The sequence below is a fragment of the Nonlabens sp. genome (assembly GCF_965660805.1).
In the GTDB taxonomy this organism is placed as follows: Bacteria; Bacteroidota; Bacteroidia; order Flavobacteriales; family Flavobacteriaceae; genus Nonlabens.
In genome coordinates this window covers 8,693-33,926 of sequence record NZ_CBFIBE010000020.1, presented here as the reverse complement: position 1 = coordinate 33,926, position 25,234 = coordinate 8,693, and the positions used below count along the sequence as shown (strand labels likewise).

The following is a 25,234-nucleotide window of genomic DNA, read 5'->3' as shown; positions in this document are numbered from 1 at the left end:
CTGTTCTACATGAAGTATTCTGACTACTTCAATTTGCTCTGCTGCGATAATTTGATAGAATTTAATATGTTTTCCGATTTTAATCTTAATAGGTTGATGCTTGTTCCGTCTTATTTTTTAAAAGTCGTAAACCAGTTCTGATGACTTTACTAATATTTCCAAATCTTCCAGCAGAAACTTTGATACTGATAAATTATTCAAAACAATAACTAATTGAAACGGCTGTATTTTAATTATTTACAACCCTAACAATTCCCCCGCCGCGTCAAAAGGACTTTTCTTTTTGCTCAACACTTCTTGTTCTAGTACAGCCAGTTTTGCGATGACTTCTGGGCGGTTGTAGAAGTTGGTTTTAATAGCGTCTTCTATGGTTTGATGGAACCAGTAGAGTTCTTGAGCGTTGCGTTTGTTTGTAAAACTGTGGTTAGCCGTGGCGTGAGCTTGATAATTGTTAATTTCTTCTAGGACTTCTGTGATTCCTATGTTGTTTAATCCGCTGCAGGTCAGTACTTGTGTAGGCCAGCCGTGATCTTTTTGTGGCATGAGGTGAACGGCGTTTTTGAACTCACGGCGTGCGTGTTTTGCGGCGGTTTGATTCTCGCCATCGGCTTTATTGATGATAATACTATCGGCCATTTCCATGATACCGCGTTTGATTCCTTGCAGGTCGTCGCCGGCACCAGCGAGTTTTAAGAGCAAGAAAAAATCTGTCATGGAGTGTACGGCAGTCTCGCTTTGTCCTACACCTACGGTTTCAACGATGATAAAATCATACCCTGCGGCTTCACACAGTATGATCGCCTCACGTGTTTTACGTGCTACGCCGCCTAGCGTTGTTCCGGCTGGGCTAGGTCTTATAAAAGCTCTATCGCTTTTGACCAGTTCTTCCATTCTGGTTTTATCGCCTAGAATGCTTCCTCTTGAAATGTTGCTGGATGGATCTATGGCGAGTACGGCAACTTTTTTTCCTCGCGAGATCAACTCTTTTCCTATCGCTTCGATAAAAGTAGATTTTCCCACGCCTGGTACACCAGTTATTCCTAGTCTAAACGAGTTACCTGAATAGGGTAAGGATTGTTGTAATATCGCTTTCGCGAAAGCGGCATCACCACCAGCTGTACTTTCAACAAGGGTTATGGCACGACTCAAAGCACTTACGTTTCCAGCTTTTAAATCTTTAAAAAGTGCGTTTACATCAACAGCTTTTTTAGGACGTCTGGCATTTGGGTTGATATGTGAGTTAGTGGCCACTTATGAATGCTGTGATTTACGAGTTGCGATTATACCACTAAGCCAGCCCATAGGAATGTAAGCCAGTAAAAGATCAGTTACATTAAACCACATAGCGCCTGGATAAGAAACCACCATGGTAATACCGCCTAATAGAAATAAAAAACCAATGGCAAGTGCAATCTTCATTTTATGAGAAGCCGCAATTATTGCCGCCAGTAACGCACCTACTAAAGTTCCTAATGCATGTCCTAAAAACGGAAACAGATAATTGATAGGTTTAAATTGTGAGATCGCTCCTGCTAGACCTTCGGGCGTGGTCATATCATAACCTTCAATGGGAAATACGGCATTTCCGACTTCTACAAGAGAGATATTTACAAAACTACCTACTAGTATTCCAACTATCACGGCGATGACATTTCTTAAAATCGGGTTCATAGTGGTTGATTTTAGAATTTAAAAATAACAATAATAGTTGTTACAACAGCCAAACCTCACAGGTTTTCAAAACTGTAAGGTTGACTTGATGGCGTGTGGACCAATAAATTAATTAAAAAAATGCCTCACTAAATAGCAAGGCATTTTAAGAATTACGCTTTTGCAAAAGCGTGATTAAATAACTATCGTTCTAAAACCCATTCTCCTTTATTAATCAAAGGAATAGCAGCTTTATACTTTACTTCTTTAGTCTCACCATTCATCACGTTCTTGATAGTGACTTTATCATTACGACCTATTTTAGGTTGATCTCTCACGATGGTTTCTGTTACCGGTGGACGCTGTCCTGCGTTACTAGCTCCAGCACCTACGGCACGATTTTGAGCAGCGCGCTCATCACTATTAAGAACTTCTTCTTTTTGAGTTGTGGTTTTCTCTGCTTGGCGCTGTTTTGCTTCTTGAATAGCTGTGGTATCTCTAGTAGGCAGATCACCTTTAAACATAAAGCTGATCACTTCTTTGTTTACTTGATCTACCATTTTTTTGAACAGCTCAAAAGCTTCAAACTTATAGATCAATAATGGATCTTTTTGCTCGTGAACAGCTAATTGTACACTTTGCTTTAATTCATCCATTTTGCGCAGGTGTGTTTTCCAGGCATCATCTATAATGGCAAGTGTGATGTTTTTTTCAAAATCTAGAACCAGTGACTTACCTTCAGAAGTGTATGCTTCTTCTAGATTTGTAGCTACATTAAGTGTTTTAAGTCCATCAGTAAATGGAACCGCGATGCGCTTGTACTGGCGATCATCATTTTCATAAACATTTTTAATCACTGGGAACACTTCTACAGCGGTGCGTTCCATCTTTTCTTTATAATGCTTGTAGGCCTCTTTATAAATCAGTCCAGTGATTTGTTGCTCTGTTTTTGCGCCAAAATCTGCTTCACTAACTGGGCTTTCCATAGAGAAGTAACGCATGATTTCAAATTCAAAGTTTTTATAATCTTGAGCTTGCTTGTTAGTTTCTGTAACCACCTCAGCAATGTCATAAACCATATTTGCGATATCTACGGCAAGACGATCTCCGAAGAGTGCATTATAACGTCGTTTATAAATCACCTCACGCTGCGCGTTCATCACATCATCATACTCTAACAATCTTTTACGTACTCCAAAGGCGTTTTCTTCTACTTTCTTTTGTGCGCGTTCTATAGACTTAGAAATCATAGAGTGCTGGATCACTTCGCCTTCTTTCATTCCTAGTTTATCCATGGTTTTGGCCATGCGCTCAGAACCGAATAAACGCATCAAGTTATCATCTAGTGCTACATAGAATTGTGAGCTACCAGGATCTCCTTGACGACCAGCACGACCACGCAACTGTCTATCTACACGACGTGAATCATGACGTTCTGTACCTATAATGGCTAGTCCACCAGCGGCCTTAACCTCATCAGATAACTTAATATCAGTTCCACGACCAGCCATGTTTGTAGCGATGGTGATTTGTCCTGGATTACCAGCTTCGGCAACGATTTCTGCCTCGCGTTTGTGCTGTTTTGCATTCAGCACGTTATGATCTATTCCTGCTCTCTGTAAAGTTCTACTTAGTATCTCAGAAATCTCTACAGAGGTTGTTCCTATCAGTACAGGACGACCAGCTTGTTTTAAACGAGTTACTTCTTCAATAACGGCGTTATACTTCTCACGTTTAGTTTTATAAACAAGATCTTGTTTATCATCACGAGCGATAGGTCTATTAGTAGGGATTTCTATCACATCTAACTTGTAGATTTCCCAGAATTCACCAGCCTCAGTAACGGCAGTACCTGTCATACCAGACAGCTTGCGATACATACGGAAATAATTTTGTAGTGTAATCGTTGCAAATGTTTGTGTAGCATCTTGAATTTTTACATTCTCCTTAGCCTCAATCGCTTGGTGCAGTCCATCGCTGTAACGACGACCGTCCATAATACGACCAGTTTGTTCATCTACAATCATTACTTGCTCTTCTTTAACAAGTCCTTGCGGTGTGCGTTTTTCATGCACTTGTACTACATACTCTGTATCTTTTTCAAAAAGCGTGTAGGCTTTTAATAGCTGGTTCAAAGTGTGAATACGTTCAGACTTTACAGAAAACTCGCGGAATAAAGCTTCCTTAGCCTCAGCTTGCTCTTCTTTGCTCATTCCAGATTTCTCAATCTTCCCTATTTCCATACCCATTTCTGGCATGATAAAGAAGTTAGGATCATCTTTACCAGATAGGAATTCTATTCCTTTATCTGTAAGCTCTACCTGATTGTTTTTTTCATCGATAACAAAGTAAAGTGCCTCATCTACTTTAGGCATTTCACGGTTGTTATCTTGCATGTAGAAATTCTCTGTTTTTTGAAGTAAGGTCTTGATACCTTCTTCATTTAAGAATTTGATCAGTGCTTTATTTTTAGGTAATCCACGGAAAACGCGTAATAACTGTTTTCCACCTTCTTTCTGGTCACCATCGGCAATCAGTTTTTTAGCTTGTGCTAGGGTTTGGATTAATTCTGTGCGCTGTTTTTGTACTATATTTTCCACAGGAGCTTTAAGAACGTCAAATTCCTGACGGTCACCTTCTGGAACTGGTCCTGAGATGATTAATGGAGTACGAGCATCATCAATAAGAACAGAATCAGTTTCATCTATGATCGCATAGTTATGCTTGCGTTGTACGAGATCCTTAGGACTGTGCGCCATATTATCACGTAGGTAATCAAAACCAAACTCGTTATTGGTACCATAAGTAATATCAGCATTATAGGCATTTCTACGAGCCTCAGAATTAGGCTGGTGGTAGTCTATACAGTCTATGGTTAATCCATGGAATTCAAATAGTGGTCCTATCCAGGCGCCATCACGTTTTGCGAGGTAGTCATTTACCGTTACTACATGAACACCATTTCCAGATAGTGCGTTAAGATAAACCGGTAAAGTAGCTACGAGTGTTTTACCTTCACCCGTTTGCATCTCGGCTATTTTTCCTTGATGTAATGCTGTACCACCTATAAGTTGTACATCATAATGGATCATGTCCCAGGTAATGGGTTTACCAGCGGCATCCCATGAGTTTTGCCATATGGCATCATCACCTTCTAGGCTTACGTATTCTTTAGTGGCAGATAGTGCGCGGTCTTGCTCTGTGGCTTTTACTTTTAGAGTACTGTTATGGAAGAAACGTTTTGCAGTTTCTTTCATTACTGCAAATGCTTCTGGTAGTAACTCGTTTAAAGCGACTTCACCTTGTTCATAAGCAGTGTCTTCTAGCTTATCGATTTCGTTATAGATGTCCTCGCGTTTATCTATATCTTCTTCGTTTTCTGCTTGTTCTTTAAGAGCCGTTATTTGTTTTACGGTGTCCGCTTTCGCGAAAGCGATTTTCTCTTTAAACTCTACGGTTTTATAGCGCAGCTCGTCTATAGAAAGCTTTTCCATGGCTGGTTCAACAGCAAGAATTTTATCAACGAAAGGTTGTATTTCCTTGATGTCTTTTTTAGTCTTGTCGCCTACAAATACTTTGAGTACGGAATCTAATAGTCCCATTATATGGTTATTTAATTGGTTTATAGTGGTTTATGAAAACACACGTTCCAGTTGCAATATCTAAAAATTAAGGCAAAAAAAAAGTCTCTTTACGAGACTTTTTATGTAGCGATTATCGCTATTAATATTCGTCCTCATTCCAGAGGTAGTCATCGTCTGTAGGGTAGTCAGGCCAGATCTCTTCAATAGAGTCGTACATTTCACCTTCATCTTCTATAGCTTGAAGGTTCTCTACTACTTCTAGAGGTGCACCTGTGCGAATAGCGTAGTCAATAAGCTCGTCTTTCTCAGCAGGCCAAGGTGCGTCACTTAAATAAGAGGCTAGTTCTAAAGTCCAGTACATAATTTTTACCGTTTTAATTTTTGCAAAAATAAACTTATCGTGAATTTATGCAAGTTATTTTTAAATTAATGATATCAAGATTTACAAGAGCGTGTAAGCTTTTGAAAATCAAAATGTTTTTTGCTGAATATACTCCTCAGTTACCCCACGTTTTTAATGCTTTTTTGGGATCCATTTGATTTCTTCTGCTTGTAAGTCTTGTGACAATTTACGTGCCAAGACAAAAAGATAGTCAGATAGTCTATTTAAGTATTTTAAAACCTGTTCATCTATAGGGGATTGTGCATGCAGTTCAGCGGTTAAGCGCTCTGCACGACGGCAAACGGTACGTGTTATGTGACAGAATGACACAGATTGATGTCCGCCTGGTAAAATAAAATGAGTCATGGGTGGTAAATTTTCTTCCATGGCATCCATTTCTTGTTCTAGCATGGTGATTTTTTCATCATCTAATTTAGAGATGTTGAGACGTTCTTTACCGTTTTTAAGAATGGCTTTTTCAGGATCTGTAGCTAGTATAGCGCCCGCTATAAATAAATGATCTTGTATTTCTATTAAAACGTTTTTAGTGCGTGCATCTACAGGCTGGTCTCTTACTAGTCCTATCCATGAATTGAGCTCATCTACAGTACCATAACTGTCTATTCTTAAATTATGTTTAGGAACTCGTGTTCCACCAAAAAGTGCTGTAGTTCCTGCATCTCCTGTTTTAGTATATATTTTCATGTATTAGGTATGTGGTGTTAGTGATTTAAGATAAGGTTGCGCTAGCCTTTCTTATTTTTTACTTCACGCAGTTTGCTTTTTAAATTCTTGCGGTAGTTTTTTCGTTGAGTTTGACGTTTTCTACGATTTGCCGTACTTCTCCAAAAGAAATAATAGATACCTACATTTCCTATTAGTAATACCCAAAGCATAAAAAACTCTTTTGCTCAAATATAAAATAGAGCGTTTATTAAAGCTAGTGGTTTAAGAAGAGTTTTTGAATAAAGAGCCGTAAAGATTGATCTTTATTTAGCGATTGCTTTTTGTTTGCGTTGTTTTCTCAATACAAACATGGAGATAAACACACTAAGTTCATAAAGGATTAATACAGGAATCGCAACAATCACCTGACTTTGAATATCTGGTGGGGTAATAAGAGCAGCTACAATAAGGATTAATACAAGAGCATATTTGCGGTATTTTCTCATTCCCTGTGGAGTGCATAAACCTATTTTAGTTAAGAAGTAAACGATTACAGGTAATTCAAACATAAGTCCACTAGCCAGTACACTTGCTCTTATTAAGGCGATGTAGCTTTGTAAATCTGGTTCAAATTTAATACCATCACTCAGATCATAAGTAGCTAGGAAATGAACGGATAACGGCGCGATTAAAAAATAACCAAAAACCACACCCATAAAGAATAATAGAGAACTCACGATTATAAAACCACTAGAGTATTTACGTTCACTAGGTTTTAATCCTGGAGAAATAAACCTCCAAAATTGCCATAATACCCATGGAAAAGCAGCTACGAAACCAACCGTTATAGAGGTCCAAACATGAGCACTGAATAAATCTGACATTTTACGAGATTGCGGTAAAAAGTCCAGTTGTGGATCGCAAAATTCACTTTCTACACCTATAAAGCGACCTATGTCACATAAAGTACCATAAGTCATAAAATCTTTGCTTTTAGGCCCGAATATGATAGTGTCAAATATGAACTCTGTAAATATAAAAGCAACAATCGCTCCTAGTAATATACCTAAAATAGCGCGTATCAACGACCACCGTAGTTCTTCTAGGTGATCTAAAAATGACATATTATTAGGGTCTGCCTTTTTACGTGCCATGTTATAAAATTCCCTCTCTTATTAAATCGTGAATGTGAACTACTCCAGCATAGCCGCGATCATTTATCGCAACGAGTTGTGAAACATTATACTCTTCCATGACCTCTCGAGCTTGCACGGCCATATCATCAGCATTAATGGTTTTAGGAGACTTGGTCATAATATCAGCAGCTGTGAGGCTGTCTATATCTTTTCCTGTAGATAACATGCGACGTAAATCACCATCTGTAATGATTCCTATAAGTAGTGAATCATCTACCACTACAGTCATACCTAGTCGGTTTTCAGAAATATTAACGATAACCTCTCTGAGTGTGCTGGTAGAATTTACTTGTGGCTTTGCGTTCTGGTCTATCAGTTCTTGAACTCTTAAATATAGTTTTTTACCCAGCGCACCACCAGGATGGTAGCGAGCAAAATCTTTATCTGTAAAACCTTTTAATTCTAGCAAGCAAATCGCAAGCGCGTCACCTACCACTAATTGCGCTGTTGTACTGGTTGTAGGAGCAAGACCGTTAGGGCAAGCCTCTTCTTCAATAGGAGCGTGGAGTACAAAATCTGCTTCTTTTCCTAAAAATGAATCTCTATGGCTGGTAATCGCAATTAATTTATTCTCAAAATTTTTAATAAGCGGTACAAGTACTTTAATTTCTGGTGTGTTGCCACTTTTTGAGATACAGATCACGACATCATTTTCTTGAATGATCCCTAAATCACCGTGAATGGCATCAGCAGCATGCATGAAAATCGCTGGTGTACCCGTAGAGTTCATGGTCGCTACAATCTTCATGGCTATGATCGCACTTTTCCCTATTCCAGTAATAATAACTCTTCCTTGAGCAGTATGGATGTGTTGAACCGCTTTCGCGAAAGCGGAATCTAAACTATCTTCAAGATTTTTAACAGCAGCAGATTCTATACGAATAGTGCGTTTTGCAACTTCTAAAATATTATATTCGGTATCCAAAAGAGTAATTTATTTTTTAAGGTTTGTAGAAAACGATAAAAATCGTAAATTTCAAGTTGCAAAGATAAGTAAAACGTAATAGCCCCATGCCAGAATCGTCTAAAGGACTAGAGGAACAATTAAAGAAATATTTCGGCTTTGATCAATTCAGAGGTTTACAGAAAAAAGTAATCACATCGCTCCTTAATAAGGAAGATGTTTTTGTAATCATGCCTACCGGTGGCGGTAAATCATTATGTTACCAGCTGCCCGCTTTAATGCAAGAAGGAACAGCTATAGTGGTGTCTCCACTCATAGCGTTAATGAAAAATCAAGTAGATGCCATAAGAGGAGTGAGCGATCATGATGGTGTGGCGCATGTACTCAATTCTTCACTCTCTAAAACAGATATCCAGCAAGTAAAAGATGATATTTCTAATGGAGTCACTAAATTATTATATGTGGCACCAGAATCACTTACTAAAGATGAATATGTAGATTTTCTTAAAGATGAAAAGATTTCCTTTCTTGCCGTAGATGAGGCACACTGTATTAGTGAATGGGGACATGATTTTAGACCAGAATATCGCAACTTGCGTAAGATCATAGACCGCATAGATGAACGTATTCCTATTATAGGGCTTACCGCAACAGCTACTCCTAAGGTGCAAGAGGATATTCTTAAAAACCTGCAAATATCTAATGCAACTACCTACCAGGCTTCTTTTAATAGACCTAATTTATATTATGAAGTACGCCCTAAAACAGCTCAGGTAGATGCAGATATTACTCGTTTTATCAAACAAAATGAAGGTAAAAGCGGTATCGTTTACTGTCTATCTCGCAAACGTGTTGAAGAATTATCGCAAGTACTGCAAGTAAATGGTATTAATGCGGTTCCTTATCATGCAGGTCTAGATGCAAAAACACGAGTACTCCATCAAGATAAATTCTTAATGGAAGATTGTGACGTGGTAGTAGCGACTATAGCCTTTGGTATGGGAATCGATAAGCCTGATGTGCGATTTGTGATTCATCATGATATTCCTAAAAGTATAGAATCCTATTATCAAGAAACCGGTCGTGCTGGTCGCGATGGAGGAGAAGGACACTGTCTAGCATATTACTCTTATAAAGATATTGAGAAGCTGGAAAAATTTATGGCAGGAAAACCTATTGCTGAGCAGGAGATAGGCCACGCACTCTTACAAGAAATGGTGGGATATGCTGAGACGAGTATGAGTCGCAGGCAGTTTATCTTACATTACTTTGGTGAAAAATTTGACCCAGCAACTGGTGATGGTGGAGATATGGATGATAACATGCGTAATCCTAAACCACAAAAAGAAGCCGTAGAAGATGTTAAGAAGCTTATTCATTTGATCGATGCCTCTGGTGGAAGATATAAAGCAAAAGATATCGTTAAGATGATTATAGGAAAAACTAATGCGATGATCAGTTCACATAAGTTAGATCAGGCAGAATTCTTTGGTAGTGGAAAGGATAAGGAACCTACCTACTGGATGGCGTTAGTTAGACAAATTCTAGTGGCTGGATATATTAAAAAAGATATTGAATCTTATGGAACTTTAAGATTACAACCAGCTGGAAAAACATTCTTAGAAAAAGGTAAGTCATTTATGATGACTGAAGATCACACGTACCCAGAAAATGCGAGTACTACAGTCTTAGCTGCTGGGCAGCGTGGTGCGGTAGATGCAGCGCTTGTAAAGATGCTTAAAGACTTGCGTAAAAAAGTAGGTGCTCAGAAAAACGTGCCGCCTTATGTAGTTTTTCAAGATCCATCACTAGATGATATGGCTACTAAGTATCCTATTAATATGGAGGAAATGGCAAATATCCATGGAGTAGGAGAAGGAAAAGCCAGAAAATATGGTTCTAAATTTATAGAACTTATACAGCGCTATGTAGAGGATAATGATATCACGAGACCAGATGATTTAGTTATTAAATCCACGGGCTCTAAGTCAGGAAATAAGTTGTATTTTATTACCAGTATAGACCGTAAGCTAAGTTTTGACGACATAGCAAGCGCTAAAGGTATGGAAATGGAACAACTCATAGAGGAGCTAGAAAGTATAGTCTACAGTGGTACCCGACTTAATGTAGGTTACTGGATTGATGAGATGCTTGATGAAGAACAGCAAGAGGAACTCCACGAATATTTTATCGAGTCAGAGACTGATAAGATAGAAGATGCTATGGAAGAATTTGATGGAGATTATGAAGAAGAGGAACTACGCTTGTATCGCTTGAAATTTATTAGTGAGGTAGCAAATTAGGGAGTTTTTCTATTATGATATTTAATGAGAACGTGCTTTTTTAGGCACGTTTTTTTATAAACGATTTTATAAATTCAAGAGGTGTTAAATTCCGCTTTCGCGAAAGCAATTTGAGTAATACCAATGTATGTTTCTAATGCCGTATTCTTAATTAAAAAGTAATTCAATTTATTAATGAGACATTTAAAAAACAGGTGTAATTTATCTGTTTGGGAAATGTTAACTAGAGAAAGAAGCTTTTCAAGTGGATTACCTATCTTTGTAGCCTTAAAAAAAAGAAGCTATGCAAGAAGGTATTTATGCAAAATTCAACACTAATAAAGGATCGATTTTAGTTCAATTACACCACGATAAAACTCCAGGAACAGTAGGGAACTTTATCGCACTGGCCGAAGGTAATTTAGAAAATGATGCAAAGCCACAAGGAACTCCTTATTATGATGGGTTAACTTTTCACAGAGTTATTCCAGATTTTATGATTCAAGGTGGTGATCCACAAGGATCTGGTGCTGGTGGACCAGGATACAAATTTGATGATGAATTCCATCCAGAATTACGTCATGATGGACCAGGAGTTTTAAGTATGGCCAATGCTGGTCCTGGAACAAATGGTTCTCAATTTTTTATAACACATGTTGAAACAGCATGGTTAGATGATAAGCATACTGTTTTTGGGAAAGTAATAGAAGGACAAGATGTAGTAGATGCTATCGCGCAAGGAGATAAAATAGAAACTCTTGAAATTATAAGAGAAGGCGCTGCGGCACAATCTTTTAATGCGGTAGAGTCTTTCCGTCAGTTTGAAGGAGCTGCAAAACTGAGAGAGGAACAAGCACGTAAACAAGCAGATCAAGAGCTGGATGAAATCGCTGCTGGTTTTGATAAAACAGAAAGCGGTTTACGTTATAAAATCATCCAAGAAGGAAATGGCGCACCTGCTGAAAAAGGTAAGACCGTATCTGTTCATTATAAAGGAATGTTACCTAACGGCAAGGTGTTTGACTCTAGTTTTGAACGCAAGCAACCTATTGATTTTCAGCTTGGAGTAGGTCAAGTGATCGCAGGATGGGATGAAGGTATTTCATTATTAAAAGTAGGAGATAAGGCTCGTTTAGTAATTCCATCACATATCGCTTATGGAAGTGCTGGCGCTGGTGGAGTTATTCCTCCTAACGCAACTTTAGTTTTTGACGTAGAGCTTGTAGGGATTAAGTAATTCTAAACTTATGTATTTTAAAAAGTATCAATTCGGCAGGGTTGATGCTTTTTTTGTTTCAACCGTTTTGTTCCCAACTATACTTAATCTAACTAGTCATAAATTTCTATTTTCTAACTACTAACTACTAACTACCACAAAAACTAAAAAACTAAAAACAGTGATGTTCACAACTCAACCCTAATTCCTATATTTACCCAACTAAAAAAAAGTAGCATGAAAGGAATCGTTCAAGTTTGTAGATGGTTTGTAGGTATCTTATTTATATTCAGTGGTCTCATTAAGTTGAATGACCCATTAGGATTCTCTTATAAATTGGATGAATATTTTAGTGCCGCTGTGCTAGGGCTAGAGTTTTTACAGCCACTAGCATTACCACTAGCTATATTTTTGGTCATTTTTGAAGTGGTTTTAGGAGTAATGCTTCTCATAGGGTTTCAAAAGAAATTCACTATTTGGTCACTTCTTTTGATGATTGTGTTTTTTACTTTTCTGACTTTTTATTCATGGGCTTTTGATAAAGTAACCGACTGTGGTTGCTTTGGTGATGCGATACCTTTAGTGCCGTTTGAATCTTTCCTTAAAGATGTCTTACTGACTATTTTAATTCTTATCATGTTTTTTAACATGAAGTATATTCAACCGCTATTTGCAAAAGCGTCTTTAAAATACATCATTCTCGTAGTAACGATATTCTGTTTTGCTATAGCTTATTATGTGTTGATGCATTTACCTATTCTGGATTTCAGAGCCTATAAAGTAGGCGTGAATATTGAAGAAGGAATGGCCGAAGATCCTAACCAGCCAGACGTTTATGCTTATGACTGGTATTACACCATCGATGGTAAGGAAGAAATACTCACTACCGAAGGCGCGCCACCTAGTGGTTATCCTAAATATGATAAGGTGGAGCCACGACTCATAGAGAAAGGCTATGTGCCACCTATCCATGATTTTTCTATAGAAAGAAATGGAGAAGATTTCACTGCCGACATTCTTTCTAAAGAAAAAGTGGCAGTGATTATTACTTATAATTTAAGCAAGTCTGAAGCTGATGGGTTACATCAACTAAATAAATTTATAGATCGTGCCGAAAGTGCTGGATATGAAGTACTAGCTTTAAGTGCCTCAAGTGATACGCAGGCAGAAGAAATTATGAAAAATTATGGTTTTGAAACCACTTTTTATGTGACTGATGAAACGGCTCTGAAAACGATCATACGTTCTAATCCTGGAATCGTATTATTAGATAAAGGAACTATTAAGGCTAAGTCGCACTGGAATGACATGGGTGATTTAAAATTATGATACGTTATATCCTGGGTAAGCTAGGCTATGCGTTACTTACACTATATGGAGTCGTAACGGTAGTTTTTCTGTTGTTTTATCTTTTGCCTGGTGATCCAGCGCAAATGATGATGGGGCAAAATGAAAGCGCAGAGCAGCTGGCAATAGTCCAGCATAAATACGGTTTTGACCAGTCCGTAGGTACTCAGTATTTATATTTCTTAAATGACTTGTCGCCTCTGTCTTTTCATAGTACAAATCCAGAACATTTTACCTATAATGATTCTAAGTACAGCGCTATATCGCTTTTTACCATAGGCACGACAACTACAGTTTTAAAGTGGCCTTATCTCAGACAGTCTTTTCAAAAAACAGGTAAAAATGTTAGTGCCGTGATTAGTGAAACTTTACCTAATACTATGATGCTAGCTACAGCTGCGATTAGTGTTGCCCTGGTTATAGGTCTTTTTCTAGGAGTGCTGTCGGCATTATATAGAGATAGTTGGGTAGATAAACTCATTCAAGTAGTAAGCACTATGGGGATGAGTGTGCCTTCTTTTTTCAGCGCAATCTTATTTGCATTCTTATTTGGTTATGTATTGCATGAAGTGACAGGTTTGAAAATGAGCGGTAGTCTTTATGAAATGGATGATTATGGAGAAGCGATGCATGTGCAATGGCGCAATTTAATATTACCAGCAATAGTTTTAGGTATAAGACCACTAGCCGTGATCACACAACTCATGCGCAACAGTTTGCTAGAAGTTATGAGTCAAGAATATATGACCACAGCCTTTGCAAAGGGTCTAACTACCCTACAAGTATTAAAGAAGCATGCTTTTAAAAATGCCCTTAATCCTGTGGTTACAGCGGTGAGTGGATGGTTTGCTAGCATGCTGGCAGGAGCTGTTTTTGTAGAATATATTTTTAACTGGAATGGCTTAGGAAAAGAAATTGTTGAGGCGCTTAATACCTTAGATTTACCTGTAATTACAGGAGCTGTTCTAGTAATTGCCACGCTCTTTATAATTATCAATATCTTTGTAGATGTGATTTACGCTTGGCTCGATCCTAGGGTGAAATTAGATTAAATTAACTGACCAAAAAAATAAATAAAATGAGAAAGAATATAGTTGCAGGAAACTGGAAAATGAATTGCGATTTACCCATGACGCAAACCTTAATAAGTGAATTAAAAAAGGGGCTTCAAACAGATTATAATTGTGAGATCATGATCGCGCCATCGCATCCATGTTTATATCCTGCCTTTAATAGTACGCTGGATACTCCTATAGAAGTAGTAGCTCAAAATGTAAGCGAGCAAGAAAAAGGAGCTTTTACAGGTGAGGTTTCTATAGATATGTTACAAAGTGTAGGTGTAAAAACCGTGATTATAGGTCACTCAGAACGCCGGGATTCTTATGGTGAAACAGATGAACTTCTTGCTGCAAAAACTATTGCCGCTGTTGAAAAAGGAATGCGCGTGATTTTTTGTTGTGGAGAGCATCTAGACGTGCGTAAAGCTGGTAACCATGTAAGTGTAGTTACTTCCCAAATCGAAAAAGGATTATTCCAGTTAAGTGCTGCACAAATGGAGCAAGTTGTTATCGCATATGAACCAGTATGGGCCATAGGAACGGGAGAAACTGCCAGTCCAGAACAAGCACAAGATATGCATGCGGCTATTAGATCATTCCTAAAAGATAAATATGGAGAAATGACGGCAAACCATACCAGTATTTTATACGGTGGTAGTGTAAAACCAGCAAATGCGGTAGAGATTTTTGCAAAGCCAGATGTTGATGGTGGTTTAGTAGGTGGAGCATCTCTAGACGCAACATCATTTCTCGCTATAGCTGATGCTTTTTAGGAAACACATTTTTTTTATCTTATTTCTTCTTCCTTTTTTAGGAATAGGACAAACGAATTTTGGTTGGGAACTGGCTCAAGCAGCCAGTGAACTGACTAAAAATGATGTTGTTTATAATGGATCTTATTTTTCTATAGATTACCCTAATGGCGATGTGCCGTCTGGATATGGGGTTTGTACAGATGTCATTATAAGAGCTTACAGAGCTGTAGGTATAGATCTCCAAAAAGAAGTTCATGAGGATATGAAAGCACATTTTAAGGCTTATCCACAAAATTGGGGACTGAGAGGAACAGATAAAAACATAGATCATAGAAGAGTACCTAATTTGAGACGTTTTTTTGAAAGAAAAAATACTTCTCTGACCATTACTAAAAGGGATAAAAATTACGTACCAGGAGATGTGGTGAGTTGGACATTATCAAATGGTTTAACACACATAGGCATAGTAAGCGATAAAAGAATAGAAGGAACTGATCGATATTATATCGTTCACAATATAGGTGCAGGACAAGTCCATGAAGACTGCCTTTTTCAATTTAAAATAACAGGACATTACAGATATGAACCATAGCGTTACTGACCAGATTTATATAGAATACCGTTTTACCATCACACCTCTAGAACCATGGAATGATGTCTTAATCGCACAATTAGGAGAAGCAGGTTTTGAGAGCTTTGTTGAAACAGAAACAGGAGTTACGGGCTATGTTTTAAAATCGCTGGATAACGATTCCATTTTACACGGTGTAGAGGTGATGAACAGTGAGCTGGTAGATATCGCTTTCGCGAAAGCGGAAATAGCACCCACTAACTGGAACGCAGAATGGGAGAAGAACTTTAACCCTATTACGGTAGATAATCGTTGTGAAGTTAGAGCGCCTTTTCATGAGGCCAGTGGTGTAGAGTATGACATCGTTATTGAGCCTAAGATGAGTTTTGGGACTGGTCACCATCAAACCACTCATATGATGATTCAGTATTTGTTACAAGAAGATTTAAGTGGTCAGAAAGTCTTAGACATGGGAAGTGGAACTGGTGTGCTTGCTATTCTTGCTCAAATGCGCGGTGCAACTGCCGTAGATGCTATAGATATAGATACCTGGTGTTATGAAAATGCCCTTGAAAATGTAGAGCGTAATAAGGCAGATCAGGTAAACGTATTACTAGGCGGAGCAGAGCTGCTTGCTGATAGAACTTATGATTTTATCATAGCAAATATTAATAGAAATATACTCTTACAGGATATTCCACGTTATGGAAATAGTTTGAAATCTGGTGGTACTATATTATTCTCAGGATTTTATACTGAAGATTTAGAATTGATTAAAGCCGCTTGTCATGAAATAGGAATTCATTACCACTCACATATTGTAAAAGATAATTGGGTAGGTTTAAAAATGATGAAAGATTAAATTTTAAGAAGCTTTTAGTGGTTAGGTTAATATCTTTTTTACCTTTGTAATATGATGATAATGAGTACAAAAGAAAAAGTAGCTCCACAGTCAGATGTAGATGTACTAGAGCAACAAGAGAACAAGATTATTCTTTATAATGATGAGGTAAACACCTTTGACCATGTTATAGATATGCTGGTAGCTGCTTGTGATCACACTCCTCTGCAAGCAGAACAGTGTTCGCTTATTTTACATTATAAAGGGAAATGTAGGGTTAAGACTGGTTCTTATGATGATTTAAAACCTAGGTGTTCTAAGTTGCTAGAAGCTGGTTTAACGGCCGAGATTGAATAGTCAGTTTTAAATTATAAAATTGATATACCGATTGATAAGCGGTATTTAAATGATAAATTACCTTTTAAGCCTGCTCTAGAGTAGGCTTTTTTTAATTGAATTTTTGCGCTTTGTTTTTTTTCTGTTAAATAATACTAAAACTATTTATTATTAATAGTAATGCTATTATCATTGTATGGTAATAAAATCATAATGGATCAGTTACTAAATAATTTAAAAGTTCAAATCAACGAAAAAATTTATCTCAAAGATCCAGAGTCTTCAGATTTAGGGAAACGTATCATTAGTAATAGTATTCAAATGATACATAAGATGGGATTTGAACAATTTACATTTAAGAAATTAGGTGCCCAGATAAGCTCTAATGAGAGTTCTATTTATCGTTATTTTGAAAATAAGCATAAATTACTCATTTATTTAACTTCATGGTACTGGGGCTGGTTAGAGTATCAACTAGTCATGGAAACTATGAAAATAATGAATGCTCAAGAAAAATTATCTATTGCGCTAGATATTATTACTCAACCTATTGAGCAGGACTCAAAGTTTGAGCATATCGATGAGGTCACACTTAATAAAATAGTTATTGCAGAATATTCAAAATCTTATTTAACTAAAGAAGTAGATGAGGAAAATAAGAATGGTTATTTTACTATTTACAAGCGACTGGTAGAACGCGTAAAGGATATGATACTTATGGTAAAACCTACTTATAAATATCCTTCGTCTTTAAGTAGCACTATTTTAGAAGGAGCATTACACCAGCATTTCTTAAAGGACCACTTTAAAAATCTTACAGACTGTAATGATGAAGTTTCTCCTACTGAATACTTTAAACACTTAGTTTTTCAAACTTTAAAATAAATTCATGGCCACAAATAAAAATTTAATTACTGCCTGGCAGCGACTTGTTAAACTGCTAGAAATGGATAGAAAAGACGTTAGGCAAATCTTTTACTATGCCATATTTGCTGGGTTAGTAGGCCTGTCCTTGCCATTAGGAATTCAGGCTATTATTAACTTAATTCAAGGAGCTCAAGTAAGTACCTCTTGGATTGTTTTGGTGATCTTAGTGACTTTAGGGGTCGCGTTTGGTGGTGTATTACAGCTTATGCAAATAAGGATCACAGAAAATATACAGCAAAAAATATTTACCAGAGCATCTTTTGATTTTGCTTATCGTTTTCCTAAAATCAAAATGAGTGAACTACATGGTATTTATCCACCAGAACTTGCAAATCGTTTTTTTGATACTTTAACCATTCAAAAAAGCCTTTCTAAAATTTTAGTAGATTATCCTACGGCTATTCTACAAATCATATTTGGACTGATGTTACTCTCTTTCTATCATCCATTTTTTATTATTTACGGATTTTTACTGGTTCTTCTTTTTTATGTTCTTTTTAAATTCACAGCGCAAAAAGGTTTAGATAGCAGCTTGTTAGAGTCTAAGAGTAAATATAAGGTAGCGCACTGGTTACAAGAAGTGGCTCGTTCTATAGTAAGTTTTAAATTATCTGGTAAAACATCACTTGCGGTAGATAAAAATGATGAACTTACTACAGAATATTTGAAATACCGAGAAAAGCATTTTAGTGTTTTAATCACTCAGTTCACTCAAATGATAGGTTTTAAGGTTCTGGTTACTGCTGGTCTTTTAATTATAGGTGGTATTCTAGTCCTGAACCAGGAAATGAATATAGGTCAGTTTGTAGCTGCAGAGTTAATAATATTAATCATTATAGGTGCGGTAGAGAAGTTGATTACTGGTTTAGAGTCATTCTATGATGTGCTGACCTCTTTAGAAAAGCTAGGAAATGTGGTGGATAAGGAGCTAGAACCATCAGACGGAGAGCAACCGTTTATGGAGACAGAAAACTTTACTGTAGACTTAGAACAGGTAAGTTATGAGGTGCCAGATAGAAGTTTACCTATTATTAATAATGTTAGTTTAAATATTTCTAAAACATGTACTATTGTACTTAGAGGTAGAAACGGTAGTGGTAAAGCCACTTTATTAAGACTTATTGCGGGAATCATACAACCTACTCACGGTAATATTTATATTAATAATACAGATCTGAGAGGTGTTTATCTCAATTATTATAGATCCCATCTAGGACAATCACTTACTGAAGAATCTCCATTTGAAGGAACATTAAGAGATAATATAACCTTTGGTGACAACACAATAAGTGATGAGGTGATTTACTGGGCACTTGATAAAGTAGGGCTCAATAAATTTTTAAAGAAGTTACCGTCTGGTTTAAAGACCATTATCTATCCAGAAGGGAAACAACTTTCATACACCGTATCTAAAAAGATTGTACTAGCGAGAAGTATAGTGCGCAAACCTAAGATGTTGATTCTCAAAGATCCGTTAGATCAATTTGATCCTGAAGAGGCGCATCGCATTATGGACTTCCTTACAGATAAAAGTAATGGATGGTCGCTTGTAGTAGTAAGTCAGAATCCAGAGTGGACTTCTAGATGTTCTAGGATCATTACTCTGGAAGATGGAAAATTAACTGAAGACAAATAGAAATTATGCTTAATATTTCTCAAACTAAATTAATTACTAAAGTTAACCTTACCGACTATCCGTCTGGTAAAAGGGTGATGGAACGTAAGCATTATAAGTACTTTAATAGATTCTTAACTGGTGCTGCTATCACTTGTATCATTATTTTGTTCTTACCGTGGACCCAAAATGTTACTGGTAACGGCTTTGTAACGACCTTAACTCCAGACCAGCGACCACAGACTATTCAATCTCAAATACCTGGTAGAATAGAGCAATGGTACGTTAGAGAAGGTGATTTTGTAGCAAAGGGTGATACCATTTTAAGAATAAGCGAGGTAAAAAGTGAGTACTTTGACCCTAATATTGTGCAGCGTACTGGACAACAAATCGATGCAAAAAGTATGAGTGTTTTATCTTATGGAGAAAAGGTAAAAGCGCTAGATCGTCAGATAGATGCACTTAATCAAGAACGTGAACTTAAGTTAGAACAAGCACGTAATAAATTAATCCAATCTAAATTAAAAGTAGAAAGTGATAGTATAGGACTAGTCGCAGCACAAACTAATATAGAAGTAGCTCAAACACAGATCATACGAGCACAGACATTTTATGATGAAGGTATAGGTGCTTTAAAAGATGTAGAAGATAAACGATTAAAAAAGCAGGAGACAGAACGTAAGTTAATTGCGCAGCAAAACAAGTTGTTAGAAAGCAAAAACGAAGTTTTAAATGCTAAAATTGAGTTGAATAAAATTAGACAAGAATATTCAAATAAGATATCTAAATCCATAAGTGATCGAGCTACCGCTCAATCCAGTCAGTTTGATACAGAGGCACAAGTCTCTAAACTGGAAACTGACCGTACCAACTATAAAATGCGTGATGATTTAAAATTTATTACCGCACCACAAAATGGATACATTAATAAGGCCATTATTGCTGGATTAGGAGAAACGTTTAAAGAAGGTCAAGCGCTCGTTAACGTTATGCCTGCAGACTATGACCTCGCAGTGGAGACCTTTGTAGAGCCGCTAGATTTACCATTAATTCACCTAGGAGAAGAAGTGCGCGTTCAGTTTGACGGCTGGCCTGCTATTGTTTTTTCAGGATGGCCTAATGTTTCTTACGGTACTTATGGTGCAAAAGTAGTAGCCGTTGAGACTTTTATCAGCGATACAGGAAATGGGAAATACCGTATATTATTAGCACCAGATGAGAATGATCATCCATGGCCTACTGCGTTACGCGCAGGATCAGGAGCACGCACGATTGCTTTACTAGAAGATGTTCCTATCTGGTATGAGCTATGGCGTCGTTTAAATGGTTTTCCTCCTAATTATTATCAGCCTAAAAACACAAAAAATGCCGATAAGAAAAAGAAGTAACATACTCCTTGCGCTATCCTTATTATCTGTGTTTGTGATGAGTGCTACTGTTGTTGATGGTTCGCTTTCGCGAAAGCGTGATCATTCTAACCCAATCATTAATACCGCAACTCTAGATTCTACTGAGATGAGTTTTAGAGAGTACATGGGATTTGTAAAAGCACATCATCCTATTGCAAAACAAGCTCAACTAGTCATAGATGGTGGACAAGCAAATTTGTTGCGTTCTCGTGGTGGATTTGATCCAAAAATTGAGGTAGATTACAGCCGGAAAGAGTTTAAAGGTACCGAATATTATGATGAATTAAATGGTATGTTTAAAATCCCTACCTGGTATGGTGTGGAGTTTAAAGCTGGTGTAGAACGCAATGAAGGAACTTTTCTGGATCCATCAAATACAGTTCCAGTAGATGGGTTATATAACGCAGGAGTAAGTGTAAATCTAGGTCAAGGTTTTTTAATTAACGACCGCATGGCAACTCTTAGAAAAGCTAAGATCTATAACGAGCAATCTCAAGTGGATCGAGATTTACTGGTAAATGCCGTGCTTTATGAAGCAGCAATAGCCTATTTTAAATGGTGGCAAATCCATGAGGAATATAAAGTTTATGATCGCTTTTATGAAAATGCTCAGCAAAGATTAAAAGCAATAAAAAGAAGTGTTGAATTAGGTGATAAAGCCGCCATAGATAGTGTTGAGGCTGGAATAGCTTCTCAAAAAAGAGCTTTAAGTAGAGAAGAAGCTCGTATTAAATTAGTAAAACAGCGCTTAGATTTATCTAATTTCTTGTGGATTAATGAGGTACCCGTAGAGTTGCAGCCCGACGTTATACCACAGTCAAATGTAAATGATGATATAGATGCTACACTGGAGATTTTTGGGTTTCAATTAAATGAGTTTACCATAGAAAACCATCCTAAATTACGTTCTATTAACTTTAAAATAGATCAATTAGATATAGATAGAAAGTTGAAAGCTAATAAGTTATTACCTAAGTTAACACTGGAATATAACTTCTTAACACCAGAATGGAATCAAGCAAATAGTATTTTAAATAGTAATTATAAAGCTGGACTTAACTTTTCTATGCCTTTATTTTTTAGAAAAGAACGTGGAGATTTAAGACTAGCAAAAATTAAAGTGGCAGATGCGCAATATGACCTTGCAGCAACTCAATTAGAAATTAAAAATAAAGTGACTAGTATTTTTAATGAGCTGGAGTCTTATGAGGTTCAAGTAGGCATGATTACTAACATAGTAGAGTCTTCTAAAATTATGCTTACTGGTGAAGAGCGCAAATTTGAATTAGGGGAAAGCTCCTTATTTCTCATTAACAGTCGTGAGGTAAAATTGATAGATTCTAAACTCAAAGAGATCAATACCTACAAGAAATTTTTTATTTCAAAAGCTAATCTATTCAAGAGTCTAGCAGTGATGCCTGAGAATTTATAGCCTGTAGGAATTATTTTCACGCAACCATTTGATAGTTAGTTCATCTGTAATATAAGTCAGTTGTCTAAAAAGAAGACAAGGTTTTAAAATGAACCTCTGATTTACATTAACTTACCAACTTAAATGAATTATTATGAAAAGATTACTACTTTTTACAGCCTTGCTGTTTACCACTTTTTCTTATGCGCAAGTAACTGCTGGTCCTGTGCCAGATTATGTTGTTTGTGATGATATGTCTAATGATGATGTAGAATTTTTTGATTTAAGTGTCTGGGATGGGCTCGCGATAGGGAATCAAAACCCTGCAACACATACCGTTTCTTATTTTGACTCTCAATTTAATGCTGTTAATAACCTTAATGCTCTTCCATCTGCATATACAAATGTGGTAAATCCACAATTAGTCTTTATACGAGTGGATGATACAAGCACAGGTAACTTTAATATCACCACAGCTCAATTAATAGTAGAAGACGTTCCTGTGATTAATAATCCTCAAGTCTTTACATACTGTGGCTCAGTTACTGCAACAGGTGAAATACAAGTGGATTTATTTGATATTGAACCTTTTCTTGCAAATGGACAGAATAACCTGCTTTTTACTTATTTCTTAAGTCAGCAAGATGCAGATACTAACTCAAATCCACTTTCTACTAATTTTGTGGGACCAGCAAATACACCTATTGATATATTTGTAAGAGCACAGACCACGTTAAATTGTTTTGAGGTAATCAACTTTTCGGCGATTCTTACTAGTTGTAATCAAAATTTCCAAGTGGTGGATTTAGAAACCTGTTCAGATCAGTCAGGTCAGGCTTGTTTTGATCTTAATCTGAACACGCAAGCTGCTTTAGGAAATAATTCATTAACTACCCATGCGGTCACTTTTCACACGTCTCAAATAGATGCAGATAATAATACTAACGCTATAGTATCTACTTATTGCTCAACTTCATCTCAACAAATTTTTATAAGAGTAGAAGAAATAGCAACAGGAATGTCAGATACGACACAATCCTTTAATGTAATAGTGAATCAAGCACCACCAGTTTATAATTTCACGCCTGTAACAGGTTGCGATGATGATGGAGATGGCTTTATAGAATGGTATAGTGGTTCTGTACAGGCAGAAACAAACGGAATACCTAACAATGTGAATTCATGGTTTACAGAGTATTACTTAACACAGCAGGATGCTTTAAATCAAGTAAGCTCAATAGGTTCCATAGCTAACTTCTATACAGATGCAACGGTAAACCTAGTTTATGTGAGAACAGAGTTTTTCCCTTCGGGTTGTTCAAGTGTTTCTCCTTTACAGTTAATTATAGATCCTAATTGCTTAGTTTACGGTTTCCCACAACCTTTAGAAGAGTGCATAGATGCTACTTCTGGTCTAGCTTGTTTTGATTTAACCATTAATGATTCTTTGATTTTAGCAAATAATAATCCCGTAGATTTTAATGTTTCCTATTACAGTACACAAGCAGATGCGGTAAGTGCCTCAAATGCCATAAGTAATCCAGCAGCTTATTGTATTTCTCAGACAGAACAAGTTTTTGCTCGGTTAGAAGAAAATAGTACCGGTGCAAATCAAATACTTCAATTTACGGCATTTGTGAGACAGGCCATAGTTCAAGGAACTACACTCAATAGCATCACTGATTGTGATGCAGATTTAGATGGTAGTGTAGATTTTGATTTAACAACATTTGGGACACAATTGAATACTACTAATCCTTTAGCTTATTATGAAACATTTAATGATGCAGAGGCTGAAACTTCTTCTATTAATAACCCGAGCAGTTATGCAGTTGTGGTAGGTAATAATGTGAACTATATCTTTGTTAGAGAAACCGTTTCAAATGGTTGCGATATTATTTATCAATCTGAAGTAATAGCCCTAGGGAATTGTAATAACTCTTATCTCTGTGATAATGCCTTATCACTTTGTGATCGTATAGGGCAGCCATTTGTTAATATTGCTGATGGATCAAATGCAGAACCTGGAAATTATTATCCATTCTCAGCATCTACCGGTCCTAGAAATCCATCATGGTTTTATATTCCTATAGAGTCGAATGGAACCTTAGAAATAGAATTATTTCAAAATACACAACCAGACTTTTTAGGTCAAGGTTTAGATATTGATTTTGCCATTTATGGACCATTTACAACTCCTACAGGTGGTTGTACCACTGGATTAACACAAGCTAATTATGTAGATCATAGTTTCTCTGTTGCGATGCCAGAAATTGCTACTATTCCTAATGCGCAAGCAGGAGAATATTATTTAATCTTAACCTCTAATTTCTCAAACCAAGCTGGATTTCTGAAATTTGAATTAGGTGCTAATACTACCGCAACCGTTAATTGCGATGGTCTGCGCATGAACGCTATTTTTGATGCAAACTCTAATGGTGTAGTGGACGCAACAGATGTACCATTCCCATTAGGATCTTTTAACTATGAGAAAAATGCAAGTGGTAACATTATGCAAGTAGCATCACCTACTGGAACGTACAGTATTTTTGATGTAGATCCTACCGCTAGTTATGATTTAGGATATGATGTGTTACCAGCTTACACTTCTAATTATACGGTAGCACCAGCAACTATTCCTGGAGTAACCATACCAGCAGGTTCTGGTATTACAGATCAAAACTTTCTAGTTACTGCTCTTAACGCTTATGAAGATGTAGTTGTGTATATCATACAACAAGAACAACCTAGACCAGGTTTTACTTATACAGAAACCATAGTTTATGCTAACCTAGGAACATCTACAGTACCGTCAGGACAATTGCAGTTTACTTACGATCCATTACTCAGCATCGTAGCAGTAGATGATCCAGCAGCAACGATATCGCCAGCGACAGTAGATTTAAATTACTCAAATCTCTTGCCATTTGAATACCGCAGAATGGACGTAGAAATGCAAATTCCTGTAATACCTACAGTAGCCTTAGGTGATCTATTGACTAATACAGCAACCATTACGCCTGTTTCAAGTGACATCACGCCTAATAACAATACCAGCGTGAGTACCCAAGTCATTATAGGAAG

At 36.9% G+C, this 25,234-nt stretch carries 21 protein-coding genes; 13 read left to right on the top strand and 8 right to left on the bottom strand.

The annotated features are described in order from the left end of the window. Positions 1–85: 85 nt before the first annotated feature. From ACTF48_RS06690 to ACTF48_RS06655, 8 genes are all read right to left on the bottom strand, one after another. A complete protein-coding gene (locus tag ACTF48_RS06690; protein ID WP_438962387.1) occupies positions 86–184 on the bottom strand; it encodes a ribbon-helix-helix domain-containing protein in 99 nt (32 codons plus the stop codon). 53 nt (positions 185–237) lie between these two features. Continuing rightward, positions 238–1,251, bottom strand: coding sequence for a methylmalonyl Co-A mutase-associated GTPase MeaB (gene meaB / locus ACTF48_RS06685; protein ID WP_438962376.1), 1,014 nt, complete (start codon positions 1,249–1,251; stop codon positions 238–240). After that, entirely contained in the window at positions 1,252–1,671 is a 420-nt protein-coding gene (locus tag ACTF48_RS06680) for a hypothetical protein (protein ID WP_438962375.1), read from the bottom strand. A gap of 182 nt (positions 1,672–1,853) precedes the next feature. Further along, complete coding sequence (secA, locus tag ACTF48_RS06675; RefSeq protein ID WP_438962374.1) at positions 1,854–5,252, bottom strand: preprotein translocase subunit SecA; 3,399 nt, start codon at positions 5,250–5,252, stop codon at positions 1,854–1,856. A 121-nt stretch (positions 5,253–5,373) separates the two neighbouring features. Next, the gene (locus ACTF48_RS06670; RefSeq protein ID WP_036581376.1) at positions 5,374–5,595 is read right to left on the bottom strand and encodes a DUF2795 domain-containing protein; all 222 of its coding nucleotides are present in this window, start codon (positions 5,593–5,595) and stop codon (positions 5,374–5,376) included. Positions 5,596–5,748: 153 nt separating this feature from the next. After that, a complete protein-coding gene (locus tag ACTF48_RS06665) occupies positions 5,749–6,321 on the bottom strand; it encodes a cob(I)yrinic acid a,c-diamide adenosyltransferase (protein WP_438962373.1) in 573 nt (190 codons plus the stop codon). A gap of 284 nt (positions 6,322–6,605) precedes the next feature. After that, the gene (tatC, locus tag ACTF48_RS06660) at positions 6,606–7,436 is read right to left on the bottom strand and encodes a twin-arginine translocase subunit TatC (protein ID WP_438962372.1); all 831 of its coding nucleotides are present in this window, start codon (positions 7,434–7,436) and stop codon (positions 6,606–6,608) included. 1 nt (position 7,437) lies between these two features. Continuing rightward, a complete protein-coding gene (locus ACTF48_RS06655; RefSeq protein ID WP_438962371.1) occupies positions 7,438–8,403 on the bottom strand; it encodes a KpsF/GutQ family sugar-phosphate isomerase in 966 nt (321 codons plus the stop codon). 86 nt (positions 8,404–8,489) lie between these two features. On the opposite strand from ACTF48_RS06655, the gene recQ reads away from it, so the two are divergent. The 13 genes from recQ to ACTF48_RS06590 all read left to right on the top strand — a co-directional run. Then, positions 8,490–10,685, top strand: a complete 2,196-nt coding sequence (recQ, locus tag ACTF48_RS06650; protein WP_438962370.1) for a DNA helicase RecQ — start codon at positions 8,490–8,492, stop codon at positions 10,683–10,685. 283 nt (positions 10,686–10,968) lie between these two features. Further along, a complete protein-coding gene (locus tag ACTF48_RS06645) occupies positions 10,969–11,901 on the top strand; it encodes a peptidylprolyl isomerase (RefSeq protein ID WP_438962369.1) in 933 nt (310 codons plus the stop codon). A 216-nt stretch (positions 11,902–12,117) separates the two neighbouring features. Next, entirely contained in the window at positions 12,118–13,209 is a 1,092-nt protein-coding gene (locus tag ACTF48_RS06640) for a BT_3928 family protein (protein ID WP_438962368.1), read from the top strand. After that, complete coding sequence (locus ACTF48_RS06635; protein WP_438962367.1) at positions 13,206–14,279, top strand: ABC transporter permease; 1,074 nt, start codon at positions 13,206–13,208, stop codon at positions 14,277–14,279. Before ACTF48_RS06640 ends, ACTF48_RS06635 begins: the two co-directional genes overlap by 4 nt. Before the next feature lie 26 nt (positions 14,280–14,305). Continuing rightward, complete coding sequence (gene tpiA / locus ACTF48_RS06630; protein ID WP_438962366.1) at positions 14,306–15,058, top strand: triose-phosphate isomerase; 753 nt, start codon at positions 14,306–14,308, stop codon at positions 15,056–15,058. Further along, positions 15,048–15,632 carry a DUF1287 domain-containing protein gene (locus ACTF48_RS06625; RefSeq protein WP_438962365.1) on the top strand — a complete coding sequence of 195 codons (585 nt, stop codon included), beginning with the start codon at positions 15,048–15,050 and terminating at the stop codon, positions 15,630–15,632. Before tpiA ends, ACTF48_RS06625 begins: the two co-directional genes overlap by 11 nt. Continuing rightward, positions 15,622–16,473: a 50S ribosomal protein L11 methyltransferase gene (gene prmA / locus ACTF48_RS06620; protein WP_438962364.1), complete on the top strand. Its 852-nt coding sequence runs from the start codon at positions 15,622–15,624 to the stop codon at positions 16,471–16,473. The genes ACTF48_RS06625 and prmA overlap by 11 nt, the downstream gene beginning before the upstream one ends. Before the next feature lie 60 nt (positions 16,474–16,533). Next, positions 16,534–16,809 carry an ATP-dependent Clp protease adaptor ClpS gene (locus tag ACTF48_RS06615; RefSeq protein ID WP_438962363.1) on the top strand — a complete coding sequence of 92 codons (276 nt, stop codon included), beginning with the start codon at positions 16,534–16,536 and terminating at the stop codon, positions 16,807–16,809. A 192-nt stretch (positions 16,810–17,001) separates the two neighbouring features. Beyond that, the gene (locus ACTF48_RS06610; protein ID WP_438962362.1) at positions 17,002–17,673 is read left to right on the top strand and encodes a TetR/AcrR family transcriptional regulator; all 672 of its coding nucleotides are present in this window, start codon (positions 17,002–17,004) and stop codon (positions 17,671–17,673) included. 4 nt (positions 17,674–17,677) lie between these two features. Further along, on the top strand, positions 17,678–19,351 hold the full coding sequence (locus tag ACTF48_RS06605; RefSeq protein ID WP_438962361.1) for a peptidase domain-containing ABC transporter: 1,674 nt from the start codon (positions 17,678–17,680) through the stop codon (positions 19,349–19,351). 5 nt (positions 19,352–19,356) lie between these two features. After that, a complete protein-coding gene (locus ACTF48_RS06600; RefSeq protein WP_438962360.1) occupies positions 19,357–20,718 on the top strand; it encodes an HlyD family secretion protein in 1,362 nt (453 codons plus the stop codon). Then, positions 20,696–22,171, top strand: a complete 1,476-nt coding sequence (locus tag ACTF48_RS06595; RefSeq protein ID WP_438962359.1) for a TolC family protein — start codon at positions 20,696–20,698, stop codon at positions 22,169–22,171. Before ACTF48_RS06600 ends, ACTF48_RS06595 begins: the two co-directional genes overlap by 23 nt. A gap of 133 nt (positions 22,172–22,304) precedes the next feature. Further along, a partial coding sequence (locus tag ACTF48_RS06590; RefSeq protein ID WP_438962358.1) for a T9SS type A sorting domain-containing protein occupies positions 22,305–25,234 on the top strand: 2,930 nt, incomplete at its 3' end.